This is a genomic window from Plantactinospora sp. A48 (assembly GCF_055793945.1).
Window position 1 is genome coordinate 13124 of record NZ_JBTIXF010000009.1, and the last position, 18055, is coordinate 31178.

The 18055-nt window shown below is 72.9% G+C and carries 15 protein-coding genes; 7 read left to right on the top strand and 8 right to left on the bottom strand.

The annotated features are described in order from the left end of the window. Window positions 1–12: 12 nt before the first annotated feature. From wecB to ACXN5W_RS07180, 6 genes are read right to left on the bottom strand one after another with little or no spacing between them, the layout of a single operon-like run. Complete coding sequence (wecB, locus tag ACXN5W_RS07155; protein WP_473157362.1) at window positions 13–1146, bottom strand: non-hydrolyzing UDP-N-acetylglucosamine 2-epimerase; 1134 nt, start codon at window positions 1144–1146, stop codon at window positions 13–15. Beyond that, the gene (locus ACXN5W_RS07160) at window positions 1143–2381 is read right to left on the bottom strand and encodes a glycosyltransferase family 4 protein (protein ID WP_473157363.1); all 1239 of its coding nucleotides are present in this window, start codon (window positions 2379–2381) and stop codon (window positions 1143–1145) included. The genes wecB and ACXN5W_RS07160 overlap by 4 nt, the downstream gene beginning before the upstream one ends. Continuing rightward, the gene (locus tag ACXN5W_RS07165; protein ID WP_473157364.1) at window positions 2378–3502 is read right to left on the bottom strand and encodes a polysaccharide biosynthesis C-terminal domain-containing protein; all 1125 of its coding nucleotides are present in this window, start codon (window positions 3500–3502) and stop codon (window positions 2378–2380) included. Before ACXN5W_RS07165 ends, ACXN5W_RS07160 begins: the two co-directional genes overlap by 4 nt. Continuing rightward, on the bottom strand, window positions 3499–4536 hold the full coding sequence (locus ACXN5W_RS07170; protein ID WP_473157365.1) for a polysaccharide biosynthesis protein: 1038 nt from the start codon (window positions 4534–4536) through the stop codon (window positions 3499–3501). Before ACXN5W_RS07170 ends, ACXN5W_RS07165 begins: the two co-directional genes overlap by 4 nt. Continuing rightward, a complete protein-coding gene (locus tag ACXN5W_RS07175) occupies window positions 4533–5927 on the bottom strand; it encodes a hypothetical protein (protein WP_473157366.1) in 1395 nt (464 codons plus the stop codon). The genes ACXN5W_RS07170 and ACXN5W_RS07175 overlap by 4 nt, the downstream gene beginning before the upstream one ends. Before the next feature lie 49 nt (window positions 5928–5976). Continuing rightward, entirely contained in the window at window positions 5977–7497 is a 1521-nt protein-coding gene (locus tag ACXN5W_RS07180) for a lipopolysaccharide biosynthesis protein (RefSeq protein WP_473157367.1), read from the bottom strand. 225 nt (window positions 7498–7722) lie between these two features. On the opposite strand from ACXN5W_RS07180, the gene ACXN5W_RS07185 reads away from it, so the two are divergent. The 7 genes from ACXN5W_RS07185 (at window position 7723) to ACXN5W_RS07215 (ending at window position 14989) form a co-directional block, all read left to right on the top strand. After that, window positions 7723–8751, top strand: coding sequence for a glycosyltransferase (locus ACXN5W_RS07185; RefSeq protein ID WP_473157368.1), 1029 nt, complete (start codon window positions 7723–7725; stop codon window positions 8749–8751). Next, window positions 8748–9542, top strand: coding sequence for a class I SAM-dependent methyltransferase (locus ACXN5W_RS07190; RefSeq protein ID WP_473157369.1), 795 nt, complete (start codon window positions 8748–8750; stop codon window positions 9540–9542). Before ACXN5W_RS07185 ends, ACXN5W_RS07190 begins: the two co-directional genes overlap by 4 nt. 133 nt (window positions 9543–9675) lie before the next feature. After that, window positions 9676–10590: an NAD(+)/NADH kinase gene (locus ACXN5W_RS07195; protein WP_473157370.1), complete on the top strand. Its 915-nt coding sequence runs from the start codon at window positions 9676–9678 to the stop codon at window positions 10588–10590. Between the two features lie 120 nt (window positions 10591–10710). Beyond that, on the top strand, window positions 10711–11901 hold the full coding sequence (locus ACXN5W_RS07200) for a glycosyltransferase (protein ID WP_473157371.1): 1191 nt from the start codon (window positions 10711–10713) through the stop codon (window positions 11899–11901). An 8-nt stretch (window positions 11902–11909) separates the two neighbouring features. Beyond that, window positions 11910–12575: a NeuD/PglB/VioB family sugar acetyltransferase gene (locus ACXN5W_RS07205; RefSeq protein WP_473157372.1), complete on the top strand. Its 666-nt coding sequence runs from the start codon at window positions 11910–11912 to the stop codon at window positions 12573–12575. Between the two features lie 102 nt (window positions 12576–12677). After that, the gene (gene gmd, locus ACXN5W_RS07210) at window positions 12678–13694 is read left to right on the top strand and encodes a GDP-mannose 4,6-dehydratase (protein WP_473157373.1); all 1017 of its coding nucleotides are present in this window, start codon (window positions 12678–12680) and stop codon (window positions 13692–13694) included. Next, entirely contained in the window at window positions 13691–14989 is a 1299-nt protein-coding gene (locus ACXN5W_RS07215) for a DegT/DnrJ/EryC1/StrS family aminotransferase (RefSeq protein ID WP_473157374.1), read from the top strand. Before gmd ends, ACXN5W_RS07215 begins: the two co-directional genes overlap by 4 nt. Here the strand turns inward: ACXN5W_RS07215 and pgm are convergent. Beyond that, complete coding sequence (gene pgm, locus ACXN5W_RS07220; RefSeq protein ID WP_473157375.1) at window positions 14976–16619, bottom strand: phosphoglucomutase (alpha-D-glucose-1,6-bisphosphate-dependent); 1644 nt, start codon at window positions 16617–16619, stop codon at window positions 14976–14978. The genes ACXN5W_RS07215 and pgm overlap by 14 nt on opposite strands. Window positions 16620–16806: 187 nt before the next feature. Next, a complete protein-coding gene (gene glgC, locus ACXN5W_RS07225; RefSeq protein ID WP_473157376.1) occupies window positions 16807–18039 on the bottom strand; it encodes a glucose-1-phosphate adenylyltransferase in 1233 nt (410 codons plus the stop codon). Window positions 18040–18055: the final 16 nt, after the last annotated feature.

The window sequence follows — 18055 nt, forward strand, 5'->3', positions numbered from 1 at the left end:
GGCGCTCGCCGGTCAGGCGGGCGGGCGGCGGATCCCGGCCCAGTCGTGGTGCCGGCGGACCGTGGACAGGATGAAGTCGACGACCCGACGCGAGGTGTCCGGGACCTGGTAGTCGACCGGGCACGGCACGCCCTCGGTGGTCGCCTGCCGGATCGCGACCCGGACCGCCTCGACCACGCCCTCGGGGTCCAGCCCCGTCATGATCAGCGTGCCGGCGTCGAGTGCCTCCGGCCGTTCTATCGACTCGCGCAGCGTCACGGCCGGGAAGCCCAGGATGGCGGCCTCCTCACCGATGGTGCCGCTGTCCGACAGCGTGCAGCGGGCCGCCATCTCCAGCCGTACGTAGTCGAGCAGCCCGAACGGTTCGTGGAAGGAGATGCCCTCCAGGGTGGTCGGGTCCGGCGCCAGTGACTCCAGCCGTTTGCGGGTACGCGGGTGCGTCGACACCAGCACCGGCAGCTGCCACGTCCGGTGGACCGCGCGCAGGCAGCGCAGCAGCCGGTCCAGCCGGGCGGCGTCGTCGACGTTCTCCTCCCGGTGGGCGCTGACCACGAAGTACCCACCCGCTTCCAGCCCGAGCTGGTCGAGCACGCGGGACCGCTCGACATCGGCCCGGTAGAACTCCAGCACCTCACGCATGGGCGAGCCGGTGTGCAGGATCCGGCGTGGGTGCAGGCCCTCGGCCAGCAGGTTCCGCCGGGCGTGTTCGGTGTAGACGAGGTTGAAGTCGGCCACGTGGTCGACCAGCCGCCGGTTGGTCTCCTCGGGCACGTTGAGGTCGAAACACCGGTTGCCCGCCTCCATGTGGTAGACGGGCACCCGCATCCGCCGGGCGATCAGGGCCGCGATGCAGCTGTTCGTGTCGCCCAGCACGAGCAGGGCGTCCGGCCGGGACTCGGTGATGGCCTGCTCCACGCCGGCCAGCACGCCGCCCAGCACCCGCCCGAGCGACGTCGTGTCGACCTGGAGGAACCGGTCCGGCCGGCGCAGCCGCAGGTCCCGGAAGAAGATGTCGGACAGGCTGGGGTCCCAGTTCTGTCCGGTGTGTACCAGCAGGTGATCCAGCGTGTCGTCGAGCCGGGCGATGACCCGGGACAGCCGGATGATCTCGGGGCGGGTGCCGACCACCGTCATCACCCGGGTCACGACGACGGCCCCTGGGCGATCGCCTTCGCCATGATGTCCTCGAACTGGTCGAGTCCCACCCGCAGCGACATCCGGTCGAGATACAGCTGCCGGGCCCGTTCCCCCATCGCCGCCCGGTCCCGGTCGGGGGTCGCCGCGGCGGCGGCGAACTGGTCGGCCAGCGCCCGCCAGTCCTCCGGCGGGCAGGTGAAACCGACGCCGGCCGCCCGGACGATGCGCCCGGCGTCGCCACCGGCGGACACGATCACGGGAACTCCGCAGGCCAGCGCGGCCTGTAGCTTGGACGGCACCGTACCGCGCAGCCCGGGGGCGTCCCGCAGGCAGACCACCTGGTAGTCGACCGCGGCGTACAGTTCCGCCATCTCGCCGGGTGGGCGCCGGCCGAGGAAGCGGACGTTCGTGGCGTCCAGCTCGCCGGCCAACCGGCGGGCCGCCGGCTCCTCGTCGCCGGAGCCGACGATGACCAGGTCGACCTGGTCGGACCGGGCCGCCGCGGCGCGGATGGCGGTCTCCACCCGTTGGAGCGGGCCGATGTTGCCGGCGAACATCAGGGTGCGGCGGCCGGTGTGCCCGAGGGCCGCGCGGGCCGCCGCCGAGGCCGGCACCGGCCGGAACAGCCGGTCGTCGGTCCAGTTGAACACCACCCGCACCTTGGCCGGGTCGGCGCCCCGCTCGACCACCAGTTCGGCCATGGCGGGTGAGATCACGGCGATGGCGGTGGCCCGCGCGTACAGGTGCCGCATCGCGATCTCGATGGTCCGGCGCAGCGCCCGGCCCCGCCGCCCGCCCGGGGCCATGCCGGAGTGCAGCACCGACTCCGGCCAGGGGTCCTGGATGTGCAGCACGAACGGCGTCCGGCGCAGGCTCCGGGCCAGGGCTGCCGGGGCCGCCGAGGTGGGCGGGGTCAGATAGACGTAGTTGACGTCGGTGTCGGCCAGGTAGCGGACGCCCGCGAGGGAACTGGCCGCGCCGAACGACAGGTAACTCGCGCCGCGCCGGACCGCCGAGCGGTCGTGGCTGGGGTACGCGGGGACGCGCCGGACCGTCAGGCCGCCCTCGGTGCTCCGGTGGTGCCACCGCTGCCGGTAGCCCGGATACGTCCGGCCCTGCGGATAGCTCGGGAAGGTGGTGAGCACCCGCACCTCGTGGCCCCGCTCGACCAGGCCGGTGGCCAGGTTGCCCGGGATGAACGAGTCCTCCGGGGGGTACCACTGGCTGATCAGGCCGACCCTCACGCGGCCACCCCGATCCGCTCGTCCTCGGTCTCCCCGACCGACTCGGGGTAGGTGTCCGGCCGGTCCGGGTCGAACAGCTCGTTCGTCCAGAACAGCGTGAGCAGCTCGTCGGTGCCGGTGTTCACCAGCCGGTGCGCCCACATGGTCGGCATGTCGACGACCACCGGGGCGTCCCCGGTCACCGCGAACCGGACCACCTCGGGTCCGCCGCCGACCCGCCGCAGCGCGATCTCCGCCGTACCGCGCAGCACCGCGAAGCGTTCCACCTTGGCCAGATGGAAGTGCTCGCCGCGGACGGCGCCCGGCCGGGTGGTGGAGCAGAACGTCTGCCCCGGTCCCCACGGGGCCCGGACCACCTCCACGAGGTCGCCCCGGGCGTCGCCGCGCCGGGCCAGCGCCACCGGGTACCGCTGCGGGAAGCAGTGCGAGCGGTACGTGTTGAACAGCCGGACCGCGTGCCGGTCGGCCAGCGGTGGCAACTCACCGGTCCGGTAGCCGACGGCGATCGCGGTCAGCCGGTCGGCCAGGCTCCGCACGCCGATCCGCAGCGCCGGCATGGTGGCGTCCCAGGGACCTCCCGGCGGCGCGCCCGCCAACCGGGCCGCCGCGTCGGTGACGTGGACGAGGTCCAGTTCCCGGTCGTCCCGCACGTCGGGCTGACCGTCGTCGGCGAGCACCCGGCAGAACGTCGCCACCGCCGAGTTGTAGAACGGGCGACCGTGTTCGCCGTACAGGTGCGGCAACCGCACGTCGTCCAGCTCGCCGACACCGGCGAGGGTGACCGCCGCGGCGGCCTTGGAGTCGCCGTACGGGGTGCCGTTGCCGGCCTGGACGGAGTTCGCGAAGACGATCCGGGGCGGCCGGGCGCAGCGGGCCACCCCCCGGGCCACCGCCGCCGCGAGTTGGACGTTGCCGGCGGCGACGTCCGCCGGCACGCCGCGGTTGACCCCCGCCAGGTGCAGCAGCCGGTCGGTGCCGTCGACGGCGGCGGCGAACCGGGCGGGGTCGGCCAGGTGAGCCCGGGACACCTCGACCGGCTCCGGCCAGCCGAGCGCGTGGGCCAGCACCCGCAGGTGCCAACCGAGGAACCCGCCGGAGCCGGTGACGGCGAGCCGGGTCATGCCGGCACCGGGTCGCGCAGGGCCAGCTCCGCACGGATCTCCGGCAGCGCGGCCAGCAGCTCCATCACCTCCGGTACGGCGAGCCGGCGGGTGTTGGCCGAGGTGAAGTCCGCGTGGGCGGTGACCTTCCGGTCGCCCTCGCTGACGTAGAGCGCGTAGTTGAGGTCGCGGGCGTCCACCGGCACCCGGAGGAAGTCCCCGAAGTCGTCCGCCTGCGCCAGTTCCTCCCGGCTGGCCAGTGTCTCGTCCCGCTTCTCGCCGTGCCGTACGCCGATCACGTCGACCTTGGCCGGCACGCCGAACAGCTGGCACACCGCCTCGGCGAGATCGCCCATGGTGCAGGCCGGTGCCTTGCGGATGAACACGTCCCCGGGTCGGGCGTGCGCGAAGGCGTGCTCCACGAGGTCCACCGACTCGGCCAGCGACATCAGGAAGCGGGTCATCCCCGGGTCGGTGATGGTCAGCGGCCGGCCGGCCTTGAGCTGCTCGACGAACAGCGGGAGCACCGAGCCACGGGAGTACATGACGTTGCCGTACCGGACGCAGCAGACGACCGTCTCACTGTCCCGGTTGTTCCGGGCGTGCGCCTGGGCCACCTTCTCCATCAACGCCTTGCTCATCCCCATGGCGTTGATCGGGTGGACCGCCTTGTCGGTGCTGAGCACCACCATCGAGTCGACCCCGGTCCGGTGCGCGGCCTCCACCACGTTGGCGCTGCCCAGCACGTTGGTGCGGACGGCCTCCAGCGGGAAGAACTCGCACGACGGCACCTGCTTGAGCGCCGCGGCGTGGAACACGTGGTCCACGCCGCGCGCCGCGCGCAGCACGCTGTCGAAGTCGCGCACGTCCCCGACGTGGTAGCGCACCCGGTCGTCGCCGAGCGAGCGCCGCATCGCGTCCTGCTTGGCCTCGTCCCGGCTGAAGATCCGTACCTCGGCGACGTCCTGGCCGAGCAGCCGGCGGGTCATCGTCTGGCCGAACGAGCCGGTCCCGCCGGTGATCAACACCCGGCGCCCGGAGAGGGAAAAGGTCACAATGTCTCCCGATTTGCGGCTTCTTTGCGCTCAACGACCGAGGTGGTCTCCAGGTGGCGCCCGGTTCGACCGGGCTCCCCGAGCCGGTCGGGTCCGGCGCGCGCGGGCGGGTCCACCCCGGCCACCGGGTGCGGCCTGGCCAGCAGCAGCACCGCGAACAGCACCCACATCACGGTGGCCACCCGGTTCGCGGTGAGCGCCGGGTAGCCGAAGGACCCCGCGATCGCGATCAGGACCAGACCCCCGGCGAGCCGCGAGGCGTCCGCTTCGAGCACTGCGCGCCGGGCCAGCCAGGCCCGCAGCAGCACCAGCAGGACAATCGTGTACGCCGCGACACCGATGAGCCCGGAAACGGCAAACGCCTCCAGCCAGGCGTTGTCGTAGGCGGTGTCGATGCCCGCCAGGCCGTACCCGGAGATCGGTGACCCGGCCAGGATCGCCGAGGTGAAGCTGCCCAGCGAGCCGCGCTGACCGTACCGCCCGGCGGTGTAGAGCCGGACGACGTCCACACCCTCGGTCGGCAGGACATACGAGCTGATCCGGCCGAGCAGGTCCGTGCTGGTCCCCCGGGTCAGGGCCTTCTCCAGCAGTACGGACAGCGCCGGGCCGACCAGCAGGACCGGAACCCACCGCGCCGGCCGGTTGCTCACCGTCCTGATCACCTGCCACAGCCCGACCGGCAGACCGACCAGCAGGAAGATCTTCGAGACGGTGAGCAGCCCGCCCATGACGACGCCGGCCACCACGACCAGGAGCCAGGTGGTACGCCGGGCGAGCAGGTAGACGGCGGCCAGCAGGGCGATCGCGTAGAACTGCCCGCCCTCGGCCGGCTGGTTGAAGATGCCGGAATAGCGACCGCCCCAGGAGGCGCGCTCCGCCGTCGACTGGATGTCCTGGGTGGTCACCCGCATCCAGAACATCGAGAGGTACGTGTCGGCGGTCTGGCTGGTCATCGACCAGAACGCGAGGCAGGCGTTGACGCAGGCGATGACGACCACGACCGCGCAGCTCGCCCGCAGGAAGGGCCGGACCGGCTGCCGGCCCAGCACCATCCAACCCGCCAGCAGCGCGACGACCGGCATGAGGAGGTTGTCGAGTTCCGCCAGCGGCGCCGGGCCGAGCCCCACCTCCGGGTTGGGCGGCGGCGGAAGAACCGTGCCGAACAGCGCCACCACGAGTTCCAGGGTCAGCGCGGCGACGATCAGCAGACCGGCTCCGCTCGGCCGCATCCGCGACCACCAGGCGAGCACCACCCCCATCAGGCAGGTCGAGTAGACGGCGACCTGCTCGACGCGGAGCCCGCCGTACAGGTACGGCCCCATGGCGGCGGCCACCAGCGTCGCCAGCAGCAGCGGTCGCCAGCGTTCCCGGTCCGTACCCGGATCGAGCATCGACCGGACTGATCGAGGTCCCGGATGCATCCTCGTGCCCTCCCAGAGATCACGCACGGTGGCTACCGGCTCCGTACGGGTGGTGGCTCCGTGCCGGGTCGACGCCCGTCGCCGGACCGCCGGGACCGGACCACGCAGCCGGACCGCCGGGACCGGACCACGCAGCCGGACCGCCGGGGCCGGACCACGCAGCCGGACCGCCGGGGCCGGACCACGCCGCCGGACCGCCGGGGCCGGGCGGGTCGGCCCGGCCGGGCCGGTCGGCCGGCGGCCGGCGTACCGCGCGCAGCATGAACAGCAGGGTGACCAGACTGGTCACGTCCGAGGCCAGCGCGGCGCCCTCGATGCCGAACGGCGGCACCAGGGCCGCCAGCATGACGGCGATGGTCACCGCGCCCGTGCCCTGGGCCCGGGCGATCGACATCGGCCTGCCGCGGCCGAGCAGGATCGAACCGCAGATCTGGCCCACGGCCAGGAAGACGCCACCCGGGGCCATCAGCCAGGCGACGACGACGACCCGGTCGAACCCCGGACCGAAGGCCCGGGGTACCGCCCAGGCGGCGGACGCCGTGGCGGCCAGCATCAGGCCCGCCGCCATGGTCCCCCCGGTCAGCAGCGCCCGGCGCTGGATCCGCGCGACGGCCGCCGGCTCGGCGGCGGCCAGCCTCGGGAAGGCGACGTAACCGACGGCCGCGCCGATCGGGACCGCCAGCGTGGTCAGGGTGGTGGCCACGGCGTAGTTGCCGAGCATGGCCGGGCTCACCGTCACGGAGAGCACCATCTGGTCGAGCCGGGTCGCCACGACCGTGGGCAGGAGCGACGCCAGCTGGCCGAGCCCGTAGCGCGTCATCGGCCGGGCCAGCGTACGGGACGCCGTGCCGCCGGTCAGGCCCTGGCGGCGGGCGTACAGGCAGGCCAGGATCGTCTGCACCGCGCTCGACCCGGCTATCGCGCCGAGCGCCGTCGGCACCGTGAGCGACCCAGTGGCGTGCAGCACCACGATGAAGGTCAGCTGCAACGCCGGCTGGGCGAGTCGGACGACGTTCCACCGCCGTACCGCCCGGGCGAGCAGCCCGAAGGTGTAGGCGATCCCGAGGAACGTGACGAGACAGGTGGCGAACATCAGCCGGTACGCCCCGACCGGCGCCCCGGTCCGGGCGGCGATGAGCGGGGCGGCCAGCAGCCCGACGGCCAGCGTCGCGGTACCGGAGGCCAGCGCGAGGTTCCGGGCGGTGGCCAGGTGGTCGGCGCCCCGGTCCGGGTAACGGGCGACGAAGTACGTGGTGGCCACGCCCTGGCCCAGGTCGCCGACGGTGAGCAGCAGGGTGAACCACACCGTCACCGCGCCGTACTGGCCGCGCTCGGTCGCGCCGAGGGAACGGGCCACCACCAGCCCGGCGGTCCCCGCCGCCACCGTCGCGACCGCCGAGAACAGCGTCGTCCGGGCGGAGTCGCCGCGCAGCACCATCCAGACGCCACGACCGCGCCGACCCGACCGGGCGGCCGGACCGGCCAGGGCGACCGGCCCACCGGCGGTGAGCGGAGCGGCCTGCTCGGCACGTCCGGACACCGTCAACTCCGGGGGGAGGGGCCGATCCACGCCGGTTCAACGACACGCGCTGACCCGTGTTACGGCGGAAGATCCCCCGACCCCGTCCCACCTCGTCGACCGTGACCAGACCCGCCGGCCCTCGTTAGGGAGGTTGCGCCGCAGCGGTCTGCCCACCGAGGCAGCCGTCCGCCCACCGGGGCGCGGATCCGGCGGAACCGACGACAGCCAGGAAGGACCGTGCCGATGTACTCCTCGGCCGATACGGCGCCGCTGGTCGACGTCGCAGGCAGCCAGTGCGGGGGCGCGGCCCGGTGGCGGACCGAGCTGGAGGGCTACCTGTGCGAGTCCGCCCGGCCCGTCCGGGTCGTCGGTGCCGGCCGCGCCGTGACGCCACCCTGGCTGGTCCGCCGGGAGCTGCTCGCCGTCGGCCACCCCCTCGCGGTCGCGCCGAACAACGTCGGTTTCATCGCCGGCGGAACCGAGCGCCGGCTGCTGCTGCGCAACGCGCTCCAGTTCCTGCACCCCTCGGAGCGGGAACTGCTCGCCGGCATGCCGCGGGCGTTCCACGCGAAGATACCCATGGTCCGGCGGCTCGCGTCAAGGTCCGACGTGGTGGTGGTGCCGACTTCGGCGATGGCCGCCCGGGTCCTGGACCACCTGCCGGCGCTGGCGGACCGGCTGGTGGTCCGGCCGCATCCGGTGACCACCGTCGGCACCCGCGCGGCCACCCCGGACCCGGTGATCCTGGTTCCGGTGGTACCCGGCCCGTACAAGAACCTGGTACCGCAGCTACGGCTGCTGCTGGCCGCCGCCGACCGGCTCCGGCACCCGGCCCGGATCGCGCTCACCGCCAGCCCGGACGAGGTACCCGCCGACGTGACCGGGCATCCGCGGGTACGGCTGCTCGGCCGGATCCGGCACGACGCGCTCACCGCGATCTGGCGTCGCGCGACCGCCGCCTTCTACCCGTCGGTGGTGGAGTCCTTCGGTTATCCGCTGGCCGAGGCCCGGGTCTACGGCGTACCGGTGCTGGCGCCGGACACCACGCAGACCCGGGAGGTGGCCGGTGCCGCCCTGCGCGGCTACCGGCCGGACGATCCGGCGAGCCTGGCCGACGCCCTCGCCGGGTGCGCCGAACAGCCGGTCGCGGAACCCGACGCCTTCGACCGCGACACCTACTTCGACCTCCTGTTCGACCTTCCCGTCCGGCAGCGGCCCGCGGAACCAGCCCGGACCGCCGTGCCGAGCAGCAGATTGGACCCGCGCGCATGACCGCCGCCCGTACCCCCTCGCCCTCGTCCGAGACCCGGTTCTACGAGTCGTACACCAGCCCCGTCGGGCTCGACGGCGACACGGCCGTGGCCCGCGTCTACCGCCGGGACATCCGGCCGTACCTGCCGAGCGGCGGCGGCTCCGGTCGGGTCCTCGACATCGGGTGCGGCCGGGGGGCGCTGGTCCGGTTGATGCTGGCCGACGGGCTGGACGCGTTCGGGGTGGACCGCGGTCCGGAGCAGGTCCGGCTGGCCCGGGCCAGTGGACTCGACCGGGTGGTGGAGGGTGACCTGCACGACCACCTCGACGCCACGGCCGGCGGGTGGGACGCGATCGTCGCCACCGACGTCCTGGAACACCTGTCCACGGACGACCTGCTGCGCACGTTCGAGGACGTGCGGCGGGCACTGCGGCCGGGTGGCGTCTTCGTGGCCAGGGTGCCCAACGCCATCAGCCCGATGGGCGGTCACATCATGTACGGCGACATCACCCACCAGACCTGGTTCACCCGGCGCAGCATCGCGCAGCTCGCCTCGGTCGCCGGCTTCGGATCGGTGGACTGCTTCGCGTGTCCGCCCCCGGTCCACGGCCTCCTGAGCCTGGGCCGGGCGACCATCTGGCGTGCGGTGAGCGCCTGCTACAAACTCGCCCTGATCGCCGAGACGGGTCAGACGAGGGGGCACATCGTCACCCAGAACCTGACGTTCGTGGCCCGGCGGGCTCCGGCCGACGGCGGACGGGCACCGGGACCCCGCCCGGCGACGGCGCTCGACGGACCACCCCGGGACTGAGCCGTGGACCGGGCCACCGGGCGGGTGGGGGTCCCGGTCTCCCGCCGGGCCCGAGCCGCCCGGACGGCCCCGGCCGGTCGACCGGACCGGGGACCCGGTTTCGCCGGACGCCCCGGGATGGTGAGGTGGACCCATGCGGAACAACCAGATCGGCCTCGCCCTGCATCCCACCCGGGACGTCACCGACGTCGTGTCGACGATCCTCGGCTGGGCCGGGCAGCACGGCGTCACCGTCCTGGTCGACCGCCGGGACGCGCACCGGGTGCCGGCCGAGGTGCTGCCGGCCGACCAGGACACCCTGGTGGAGGAGTGCGACGCGCTGATCAGCATCGGCGGTGACGGAACGATGCTCGGCGCGCTGCGGATGACCGTGAACCGGCCCAAGCCGGTGCTGGGCGTCCACCTGGGCCGGGTGGGGTTCCTCGTCGAGGTGGATCCGCCGGGGCTGCCCCGGGCGCTGGACCGGCTCGCCGCCCGTGACTTCACGATCGAGCCGCGTAGCTGTCTGCGGTGCGCGGTCTGCGGGGAGGGTGTGGTGGCGTTCAACGACATCGCGCTGGCCCGGCAGCCCGGGGAGGGTTTCGTGAACGCCACCCTGGCCATCGACGACCAGGAGTACGGCTACTACCGGTGCGACGCCCTGGTGCTCAGCACACCGTCCGGATCCACCGCGTACAGCTACGCGGCGGGCGGCCCGCTGGTGTCGCCGGCCACCGAGGCCGTGGTGATGACCCCGTCCGCGCCGATGGCCGGGATCAGCCGCTCGGTGGTGCTCTCCCCCACCGAGCGCATCCGGGTGGAGCTGCGGCCGGACAGCGGTCGGGTGGCCGTGGAGGTGGACGGCCACGTCGTCCGGCACGTCGAGGGCGGTGGTGCGCTGGAGGTCCGGTTCCAGGCCGCCGCCGGGCAGGTGGTGCGGTTCGACCCGCGCCGCTACCGGGAACGCAGCCAGCTCAAACTGAGTCTGCTGGACCTGCCGCTGCCACCCGAGCAGCTTCGGGAACTGCTGGTCGAGTCACCGCGCCGGCAGGACGCGCCGCCGGACTGACCGGGCGGAGGTCGCCGGCCCGTCAGGCGGGTGGCGGGCCGCCGTGCGCCGGCCGACGGCAGTAACGCCCCGTGATCGTCCGTCGTTGAAGCGGTGTACGGCTTCGCGGAAGGACCTCACATGCTGATAGAGGTGGATGCCTCGTGCGTCGGGCCCGGCCACTCGGCCGGGGTCGAACTGTTCACCTACGGTCTGCTGCGGGGCTTCGGCGCCCTCGCGTCGCACGAGATCCGGGTGGACATCCTGCGCGGCACGCTGGCCGACTGGCGCCGGGAGGTCCCCGCCGAGGGGATCCGGTGGACCGAGAGCGACGTACCGCTGCTCCTGGACAGCCGGCTCGGGCAGCGGCTCCGGCGGCACCTGCCCCGGCAGCTCCTCGCCTCGCCCGCCGCCCGCGGGATGGTGGACCTGATCCGCGGCCGGGCGCGGCCGGCCCGAGCGACCGGTGCCGACGTCACGCTCTATCCGTGGCACTGCGTTCCGGCCCGGTCCAGGCCGTCGGTCGTCGTGCTGCACGACCTGCGCCAGTTCCAACCCGGCCTCGGGTCGGAAGGCTTCGCGAAGGTGATCCGGGACAACGTGGCCCGCGCCTCGGCGGTGGTGGTCTCCTGGCCGCACCCGTTCCAGCAGGCGTTGCGACACTTCCCCGACTTCCGCGACAAGATGACGATGATCCCGCTGCCGACCCTGCACACCCGCCCGCCGGACCTCGCGCCGAGACCGGAACCCGGTCTGCTGCTCTACCCGTCGTCGCTGGGCCGGCACAAGAACCACGCCACCCTGCTGGAGGCGATGGCACTGCTGCCGGAACTCACGCTCGTCTGTCCCGGCCCGATCGTCGAGCCACAGGCGCACCAGGTGCGGCAGCGGATCGCCCGGCCGGACCTCGCGGGGCGGGTGCGGTTCCCGGGCTTCGTCCCGGCCGATCAACTGGCCGACCTCTACTCCCGGGCCAGCGCCGTGGTGATCCCGTCGGTCTGGGAGGCGGCCAGCGGCCCGATGTTCGAGGCGTTCAGCTGGGGTCTTCCGGTGGCCTGCTCGGACGTCGAGCCGCTGCGCGCCCAGGCCGAGTTCGCCCGGGCGGACGTGCGCTTCTTCGACGCCCACGACCCGCGTTCGATCGCCGACACGATCCGCGAACTCCTGGCGAACCGGGACCACCACGCCCGCGCCTCGGTCCGGGCCGGGCAACTCCTGGCCGCCCGCACCTGGACGGACACGGCCCGGGACTACACCGCCGTGCTGGAGTGGGTCGGGTCCGGGCGCTCGGGCCCGATTCCGGTCTCGTCGTTCCTCGCCCCGGCCCGGTGACCGGACGGTTGACACCGTCCCAGCTGACACCGTCGCCACGCGCGGCCGGACCCGCGATTGTCATCCTCGGCACCTCCGGGCACGCGCGCGAGGTCGCGGCCATCGCGGAGGCCGCCGGTGACTGCCGGCTGCTGGGCTGCCTGGGTCCGCCCGACCCGACGCGACTCGCCCGGCTCCCGGTCCCCTGGCTCGGTGACGACGACCGGTTGGCCGACCTCGACCCCGACGTCCGGTACGTGATCGGGGTGGGCTCCGGGGCCGTGCGGGCCCGGCTGGACGCGACCCTGCGCGGGTCCGGACGTCCGGCCGCGTCGCTGACCCATCCGGCGGCCAGCCTCGGCCCACGCACGGTCCGGCAACCCGGCGTGCTGATCTGGCCCGGCGCGGTCCTGACCGCCGACATCACGGCCGGGCGGCACGTACACGTCGGCGCCAACGTGTCGGTCGGACACGACACCCGGCTCGACGACTACGTGACGCTGCTGCCCGGATGCGCGGTCGCGGGCTCGGTGCGGCTGCACGAGGGCGTGACCATCGGCGCGGGGGCGACGGTCATCGACGGCATCGAGGTGGGCGCGGGCGCCATGGTGGGAGCCGGCGCGGCGGTGGTCCGGGACGTACCGCCGCACACCGTGGTGGTGGGGGTGCCGGCCCGGCCCCTGCGTCGCGACTGACCACCGGCCGGACCCGGTGACTAGGGCGAACACAACCATCACCCAACGTAGTCGTTAGGACTACGGATCCCGCTACCCCGGTCAGCCGAAGGAGGCTGCGTAGTGACACGTACGGCCCTGGTCACTGGCATCACCGGCCAGGACGGCAGCTACCTGGCCGAGCACCTGCTGGACAAGGGCTACGTGGTCCACGGGATCAAACGGCGGTCGTCCAGCTTCAACACCGAGCGCATCGAGCGGGCCCACGTGCATCCCCGGGAGGCCGACTCCCGGATGTTCCTGCACTACGGTGACCTGCTCGACGTCGGCTCGCTGATCCGGCTCCTCCGGGAGGTACGCCCGGACGAGATCTACAACCTGGGCGCGCAGAGCCACGTACGGGTGTCCTTCGACGTCCCCGACTACACGGCCGAGGTGACCGGCCTGGGCTCCGTACGCCTGCTCGAGGCCGTGCGGGCCGCGGACCTCGACTGCCGGTACTACCAGGCGTCGTCGTCGGAGATGTTCGGCGCCACCCCGCCGCCGCAGCGGGAGGAGACGCCCTTCCACCCGCGCAGTCCGTACGGTTGTGCCAAGGTCTTCGCCTACTGGTCGGCGGTCAACTACCGCGAGTCCTGGGGGATGCACTGCGTCAACGGCATCCTGTTCAACCACGAGAGCCCGCGCCGGGGCGAGAACTTCGTGACCCGCAAGATCACCCGGGCGATCGCCCGGATCGAGGCCGGCATCCAGCACAAGCTCTACCTCGGCAACCTCGACGCGGTACGGGACTGGGGGTACGCGCCGGAGTACGTCGAGGCGATGTGGCTGGCCATGCAGCACGACCGTCCGGACGACTTCGTGGTCGCCACGGGCGAGGGCCACACCGTACGCGAGTTCGTCGAGGCCGCGTTCGGCTACGCCGGGCTCGACTGGCACGAGTACGTCGTCGTCAACGATCCCAGTTACCTCCGGCCGGCGGAGGTCGACGCCCTGATCGGCGACTACACGAAGGCCCGCCGGCAACTCGGGTGGGCGCCCAAGACGCTGTTCGCCGACCTTGTCCGCGTCATGGTGGACGCCGACCGGACCCTGCTGGAGGACGAGCGGATGGGCCGCCGGATCCGGGTGGACCGGTGACCACCGGGTCCCGGCCGGCTCCGGGGCACGTGGTCGGCCAGCCCGCGCCGGTGGGGCCGGAGCGGCCCACGACCGGCCAGCGCTCACCGGCCGGGCCGGAGCGGCCCGGGTCCGGCGGCGAGCCGTTGACCCGCTACCCGGTCTCCCAGCCCACGCTCACCGAGTTGGAACGCCGGTACCTGTTGGACGCCTTCGACAGTGGATGGATCTCGTCGCACGGTCCCTACCTGAGCCGGTTCGAGGACGAGTTCGCCCGGCGCTGCGGCACACCGGCGTGTGTCGGCACCAACAACGGGACGACCGCGCTGCATCTGGTGCTCGCCGCCGCCGGGATCGGGCCGGGTGACGAGGTGGTCGTACCGGCCCTGACCTACGTCGCCACGGCGAACGCGGTCGCCTACTGCGGAGCCCGACCGGTCTTCGTCGACGTCCGGCCCGACACCTGGTGCGTCGACCCGGCGGCCGTCGCCGCCGCGGTCGGACCCCGCACCCGGGCGGTGCTCGCGGTGGACCTGTACGGCCATCCCGCGGACTATCCGGCGCTGCGGGCCGTGTGCGCCCGGCACGGGCTGCTGCTGCTGGCCGACGCGGCGGAGTCGTTCGGTGCCACCCTCGCCGGCCGGCCGGTGGGTGGGCTCGCCGACGCCAGCACGTTCTCGTTCTTCGGCAACAAGGTCCTGACCTGCGGCGAAGGTGGCTGTGTCACCACCGCCGACCCGCGACTGGCCGAGCGGATGCGCCGGCTGCGCAACCAGGGCATGGACCCGGACCGCCGGTACTACTTCCCGGAACGGGGCTACAACTACCGGCTCACCAACCCGGCGGCGGCGCTGCTGTGCGCCCAACTGGAGCGGGCCGACGACATCATCGCGCGGCGCGACCGGGTCATCGAGACCTACGAACGCGGGCTGGCCGGGCTGGGCCTGTTCGCGGCCCAACCGGTCGCCCCCGCCGTCCGGCGCGCGCCCTGGATGGCGTCGTTCCTGGTCGACGGGGCGCTGCGGGACCACCGGGACGAGTTGGCGCACGGGCTCGACCGGCTCGGCGTGGACAGCCGGCCGTTCTTCATCCCGGTGCCGGACCTGCCGCCGTACGCGGACAGCCCCGGTGACTTTCCGGTCTCGGCCGAGCTGGCCCGGCGCGGTCTGAACCTGCCGACCTACCCCGACCTGACCGGCCCGGACCTCGGCATCATCGTCGGCCGGATCCGGCAGGCCGCCACGGCACTGGCCGGCGCCCCGGCGTCGCCGCCGCCGTTCCGACCGGCCCGGGAAGACCGGCTCAGGCCCGCTTGAGCACCTCGGAGACGAGTTCCCGGGCCTCGTCCTGGATCCGGGTCAGGTGGTCCCGGCCCTGGAACGACTCCGCGTAGATCTTGTAGACGTCCTCGGTGCCGGACGGCCGGGCGGCGAACCAGCCGGACTCGGTGGTGACCTTCAGGCCGCCGATCGACGCGGCGTTCCCGGGCGCCTGGGTCAGGGTCGCGGTGATCGGCTCGCCGGCCAGTTCCTTCGCGGTCACCTGCTCGGGCGACAGCCTGCCGAGCACCGCCTTCTCGTCCCGGCTGGCCGGGGCGTCGATCCGGGCGTACGCGGGGTCACCGAACCGGGACACCAGCTCGGCGTAGTGCTCGCTGGGCGTTCGGCCGGTCACCCCGATGATCTCGGACGCGAGCAGGCAGAGCAGGATGCCGTCCTTGTCGGTGGTCCAGACGCTGCCGTCGCGACGCAGGAAGGACGCCCCCGCGCTCTCCTCACCACCGAACCCGACCGAGCCGTCGAGCAGGCCGGGAACGAACCACTTGAAGCCCACCGGCACCTCGACCAGCCGGCGGCCCAGGTCGGCGGCCACCCGGTCGATCATGGATGACGAGACCAGCGTCTTGCCCACGCCGGCGTCGGCCGACCAGCCGGCGCGGTTGGCGAACAGGTACGAGATGGCCACCGCGAGGTAGTGGTTGGGGTTCATCAGGCCGGCGTCCGGGGTGACGATGCCGTGCCGGTCCGCGTCGGCGTCGTTGCCGGTGGCGATCTGGAACCGGTCCCGCTGGCCGATCAGCGCGGCCATCGCGTTCGGCGACGAGCAGTCCATCCGGATCTTGCCGTCGGTGTCCAGCGTCATGAACCGCCAGGTCGGGTCGACCAGCGGGTTGACCACGGTGAGGTCCAGCCGGTGCCGGTCGGCGATCTCGCCCCAGTACGCCACGCTGGCCCCGCCCAGCGGGTCGGCACCGATCCGCACCCCGGCCGACCGGATGGCGTCGATGTCGAGGGCCGCCGGCAGGTCGTCGACGTACCGGCCGAGGAAGTCGTACGTTCCGGTGGTGTCGGCGGCGCGGGCCCGCGCGTACGGCAGCCGCCGCACCCCGGTCAGGCCGTCCCGGATCAGTTCGTTGGCGCGGTCCTGGATCCACCTCGTGGCGTCGGTGTCGGCTGGCCCGCCGTTGGTGGGGTTGTACTTGTAGCCGCCGTCGGCCGGCGGGTTGTGCGACGGGGTGATCACCACGCCGTCGGCCAGCCCGCCGTCCCGACCCCGGTTGTACGTGAGGATGGCGTGCGACAGCGCCGGGGTGGGGGTGTAGCCGTCCCGGCTGTCCAGCAGCAGGTTGACCCCGTTCGCGGCGAACACCTCGACCGCGTCGACGGTGGCCGGCTCGGACAGCGCGTGGGTGTCCCGGGCCAGGAACAGCGGGCCGTCCACCCCGTTGGCCGCCCGGTAGTCGCAGACCGCCTGGCTGATCGCGACGATGTGGTCGGAGTTGAAGGCGTTGCCGAAGCTCGATCCGCGATGGCCCGAGGTGCCGAAGGCGACCTGCTGGGCCGGGTCCGTCGGGTCGGGATGCCCGGCGTAGTACGCGGTGACCAGCTTCGGCACGTCGACCAGGTCGCTCGGCTCGGCGGGCTGCCCGGCGCGGGGATGGGCCATCTGGTTCGTCCTCCTGATCACCGTGACGGGCCGCCCCGGGTTACCCCGGAACGCCCCGAACATACCTTTCGTCCCACCGCCGACCCACCGCCGGGCCCGGCCGCCTCGCCGCCGGTCGATGCCGGCCGCGTCACCGCCGTGGCCGGTCCGGCCCCGCCGGCTCGCCGCCGTGGCCGGCCGAACCCGCTCAGGGTTCGATCCGCTGCCCCTTGCCGATCACCACGATGCCGTTCTTGGACACGGTGTAGCGCTCGCGGTCCCGCTCAAGGTCGACACCGATCTCCACACCTTCGGGCACGATGACGTTCTTGTCGAGGATGGCGTTGCGCACCACGGCGTGTCGGCCGATGTCCACCCCCTCCATCAACACCGATCCCTCCACCTGGGCCCACGAGTGGACCCGGACGTTCGGCGAGACCACCGAGTTCTCCACCAGCGAACCCGAGATCACCACGCCGGGCGAGACCATCGAGCCGACCGCCCGGCCGACCCGCTCCTGCCAACCGTGGACGAACTTGGCCGGCGGCCACGGCGGATAGTCGGTGTAGATCGGCCACTGGGTATTGTAGAGATTGAAGATCGGGTGGATCGAGATCAGGTCCATGTGCGCCTCGTAGAACGAGTCGAGCGTCCCGACATCCCGCCAGTACCCACGGTCCCGTTCGGTGCTGCCCGGCACCTCGTTGTCGCGGAAGTCGTACACGTTGGCCTCGCCCCGCTCGACCAGCATCGGGATGATGCTGCCGCCCATGTCGTGCTTGCTGGTCTTGTCGGCCGCGTCCCGCTCGACCGCCTCGCAGAGCGCTTTCGTGTCGAAGATGTAGTTGCCCATCGAGGCGAAGATCTCATCCGGCGCGTCGGGCAGGCCCACGGCGTCGGTCGGCTTCTCGCGGAACGCCCGGATCTGCTGGCGGTCGCCGCCCACCTCGATCACGCCGAACTGGTCGGCCTGGGACAGCGGCTGCCGGATGCCGGCGACGGTCACCCCGGCGCCGGACTCGATGTGGTGTTCCAGCATCTGCCGGGGATCCATCCGGTAGATGTGGTCGGCACCGAAGACGATCACGTGGTCCGGCTGCTCGTCGTTGATCAGATTGAAGCTCTGGTAGATGGCGTCCGCCGAGCCGGCGAACCACCAGGGGCCGCGGCGCTGCTGGGCGGGCACCGGCGCCACGTAGTTGCCCAGCAGGTTCGACATCCGCCAGGTCTTGGTGACGTGCCGGTCCAGCGAGTGCGACTTGTACTGCGTCAGCACCACGATCTTGAGGAACCCGGCGTTCGCCAGGTTGGACAGCACAAAGTCGATCATTCGGTACATCCCGCCGAACGGGACGGCCGGCTTGGCGCGGTCGGCGGTGAGCGGCATGAGGCGTTTGCCCTCGCCGCCGGCGAGGACGATAGCGAGGACCTTGGGAGCCATACCCGAGACGCTAACC

Coding starts and splice junctions, on each gene's coding strand:
- ACXN5W_RS07165 (WP_473157364.1), bottom strand. CDS start 3,502: ATGACCCGGCTCGCCGTCACCGGCTCCGGCGGGTTCCTCGGTTGGCAC.
- ACXN5W_RS07175 (WP_473157366.1), bottom strand. CDS start 5,927: ATGCTCGATCCGGGTACGGACCGGGAACGCTGGCGACCGCTGCTGCTG.
- ACXN5W_RS07185 (WP_473157368.1), top strand. CDS start 7,723: ATGTACTCCTCGGCCGATACGGCGCCGCTGGTCGACGTCGCAGGCAGC.
- ACXN5W_RS07190 (WP_473157369.1), top strand. CDS start 8,748: ATGACCGCCGCCCGTACCCCCTCGCCCTCGTCCGAGACCCGGTTCTAC.
- ACXN5W_RS07195 (WP_473157370.1), top strand. CDS start 9,676: ATGCGGAACAACCAGATCGGCCTCGCCCTGCATCCCACCCGGGACGTC.
- ACXN5W_RS07200 (WP_473157371.1), top strand. CDS start 10,711: ATGCTGATAGAGGTGGATGCCTCGTGCGTCGGGCCCGGCCACTCGGCC.
- pgm (WP_473157375.1), bottom strand. CDS start 16,619: ATGGCCCATCCCCGCGCCGGGCAGCCCGCCGAGCCGAGCGACCTGGTC.
- glgC (WP_473157376.1), bottom strand. CDS start 18,039: ATGGCTCCCAAGGTCCTCGCTATCGTCCTCGCCGGCGGCGAGGGCAAA.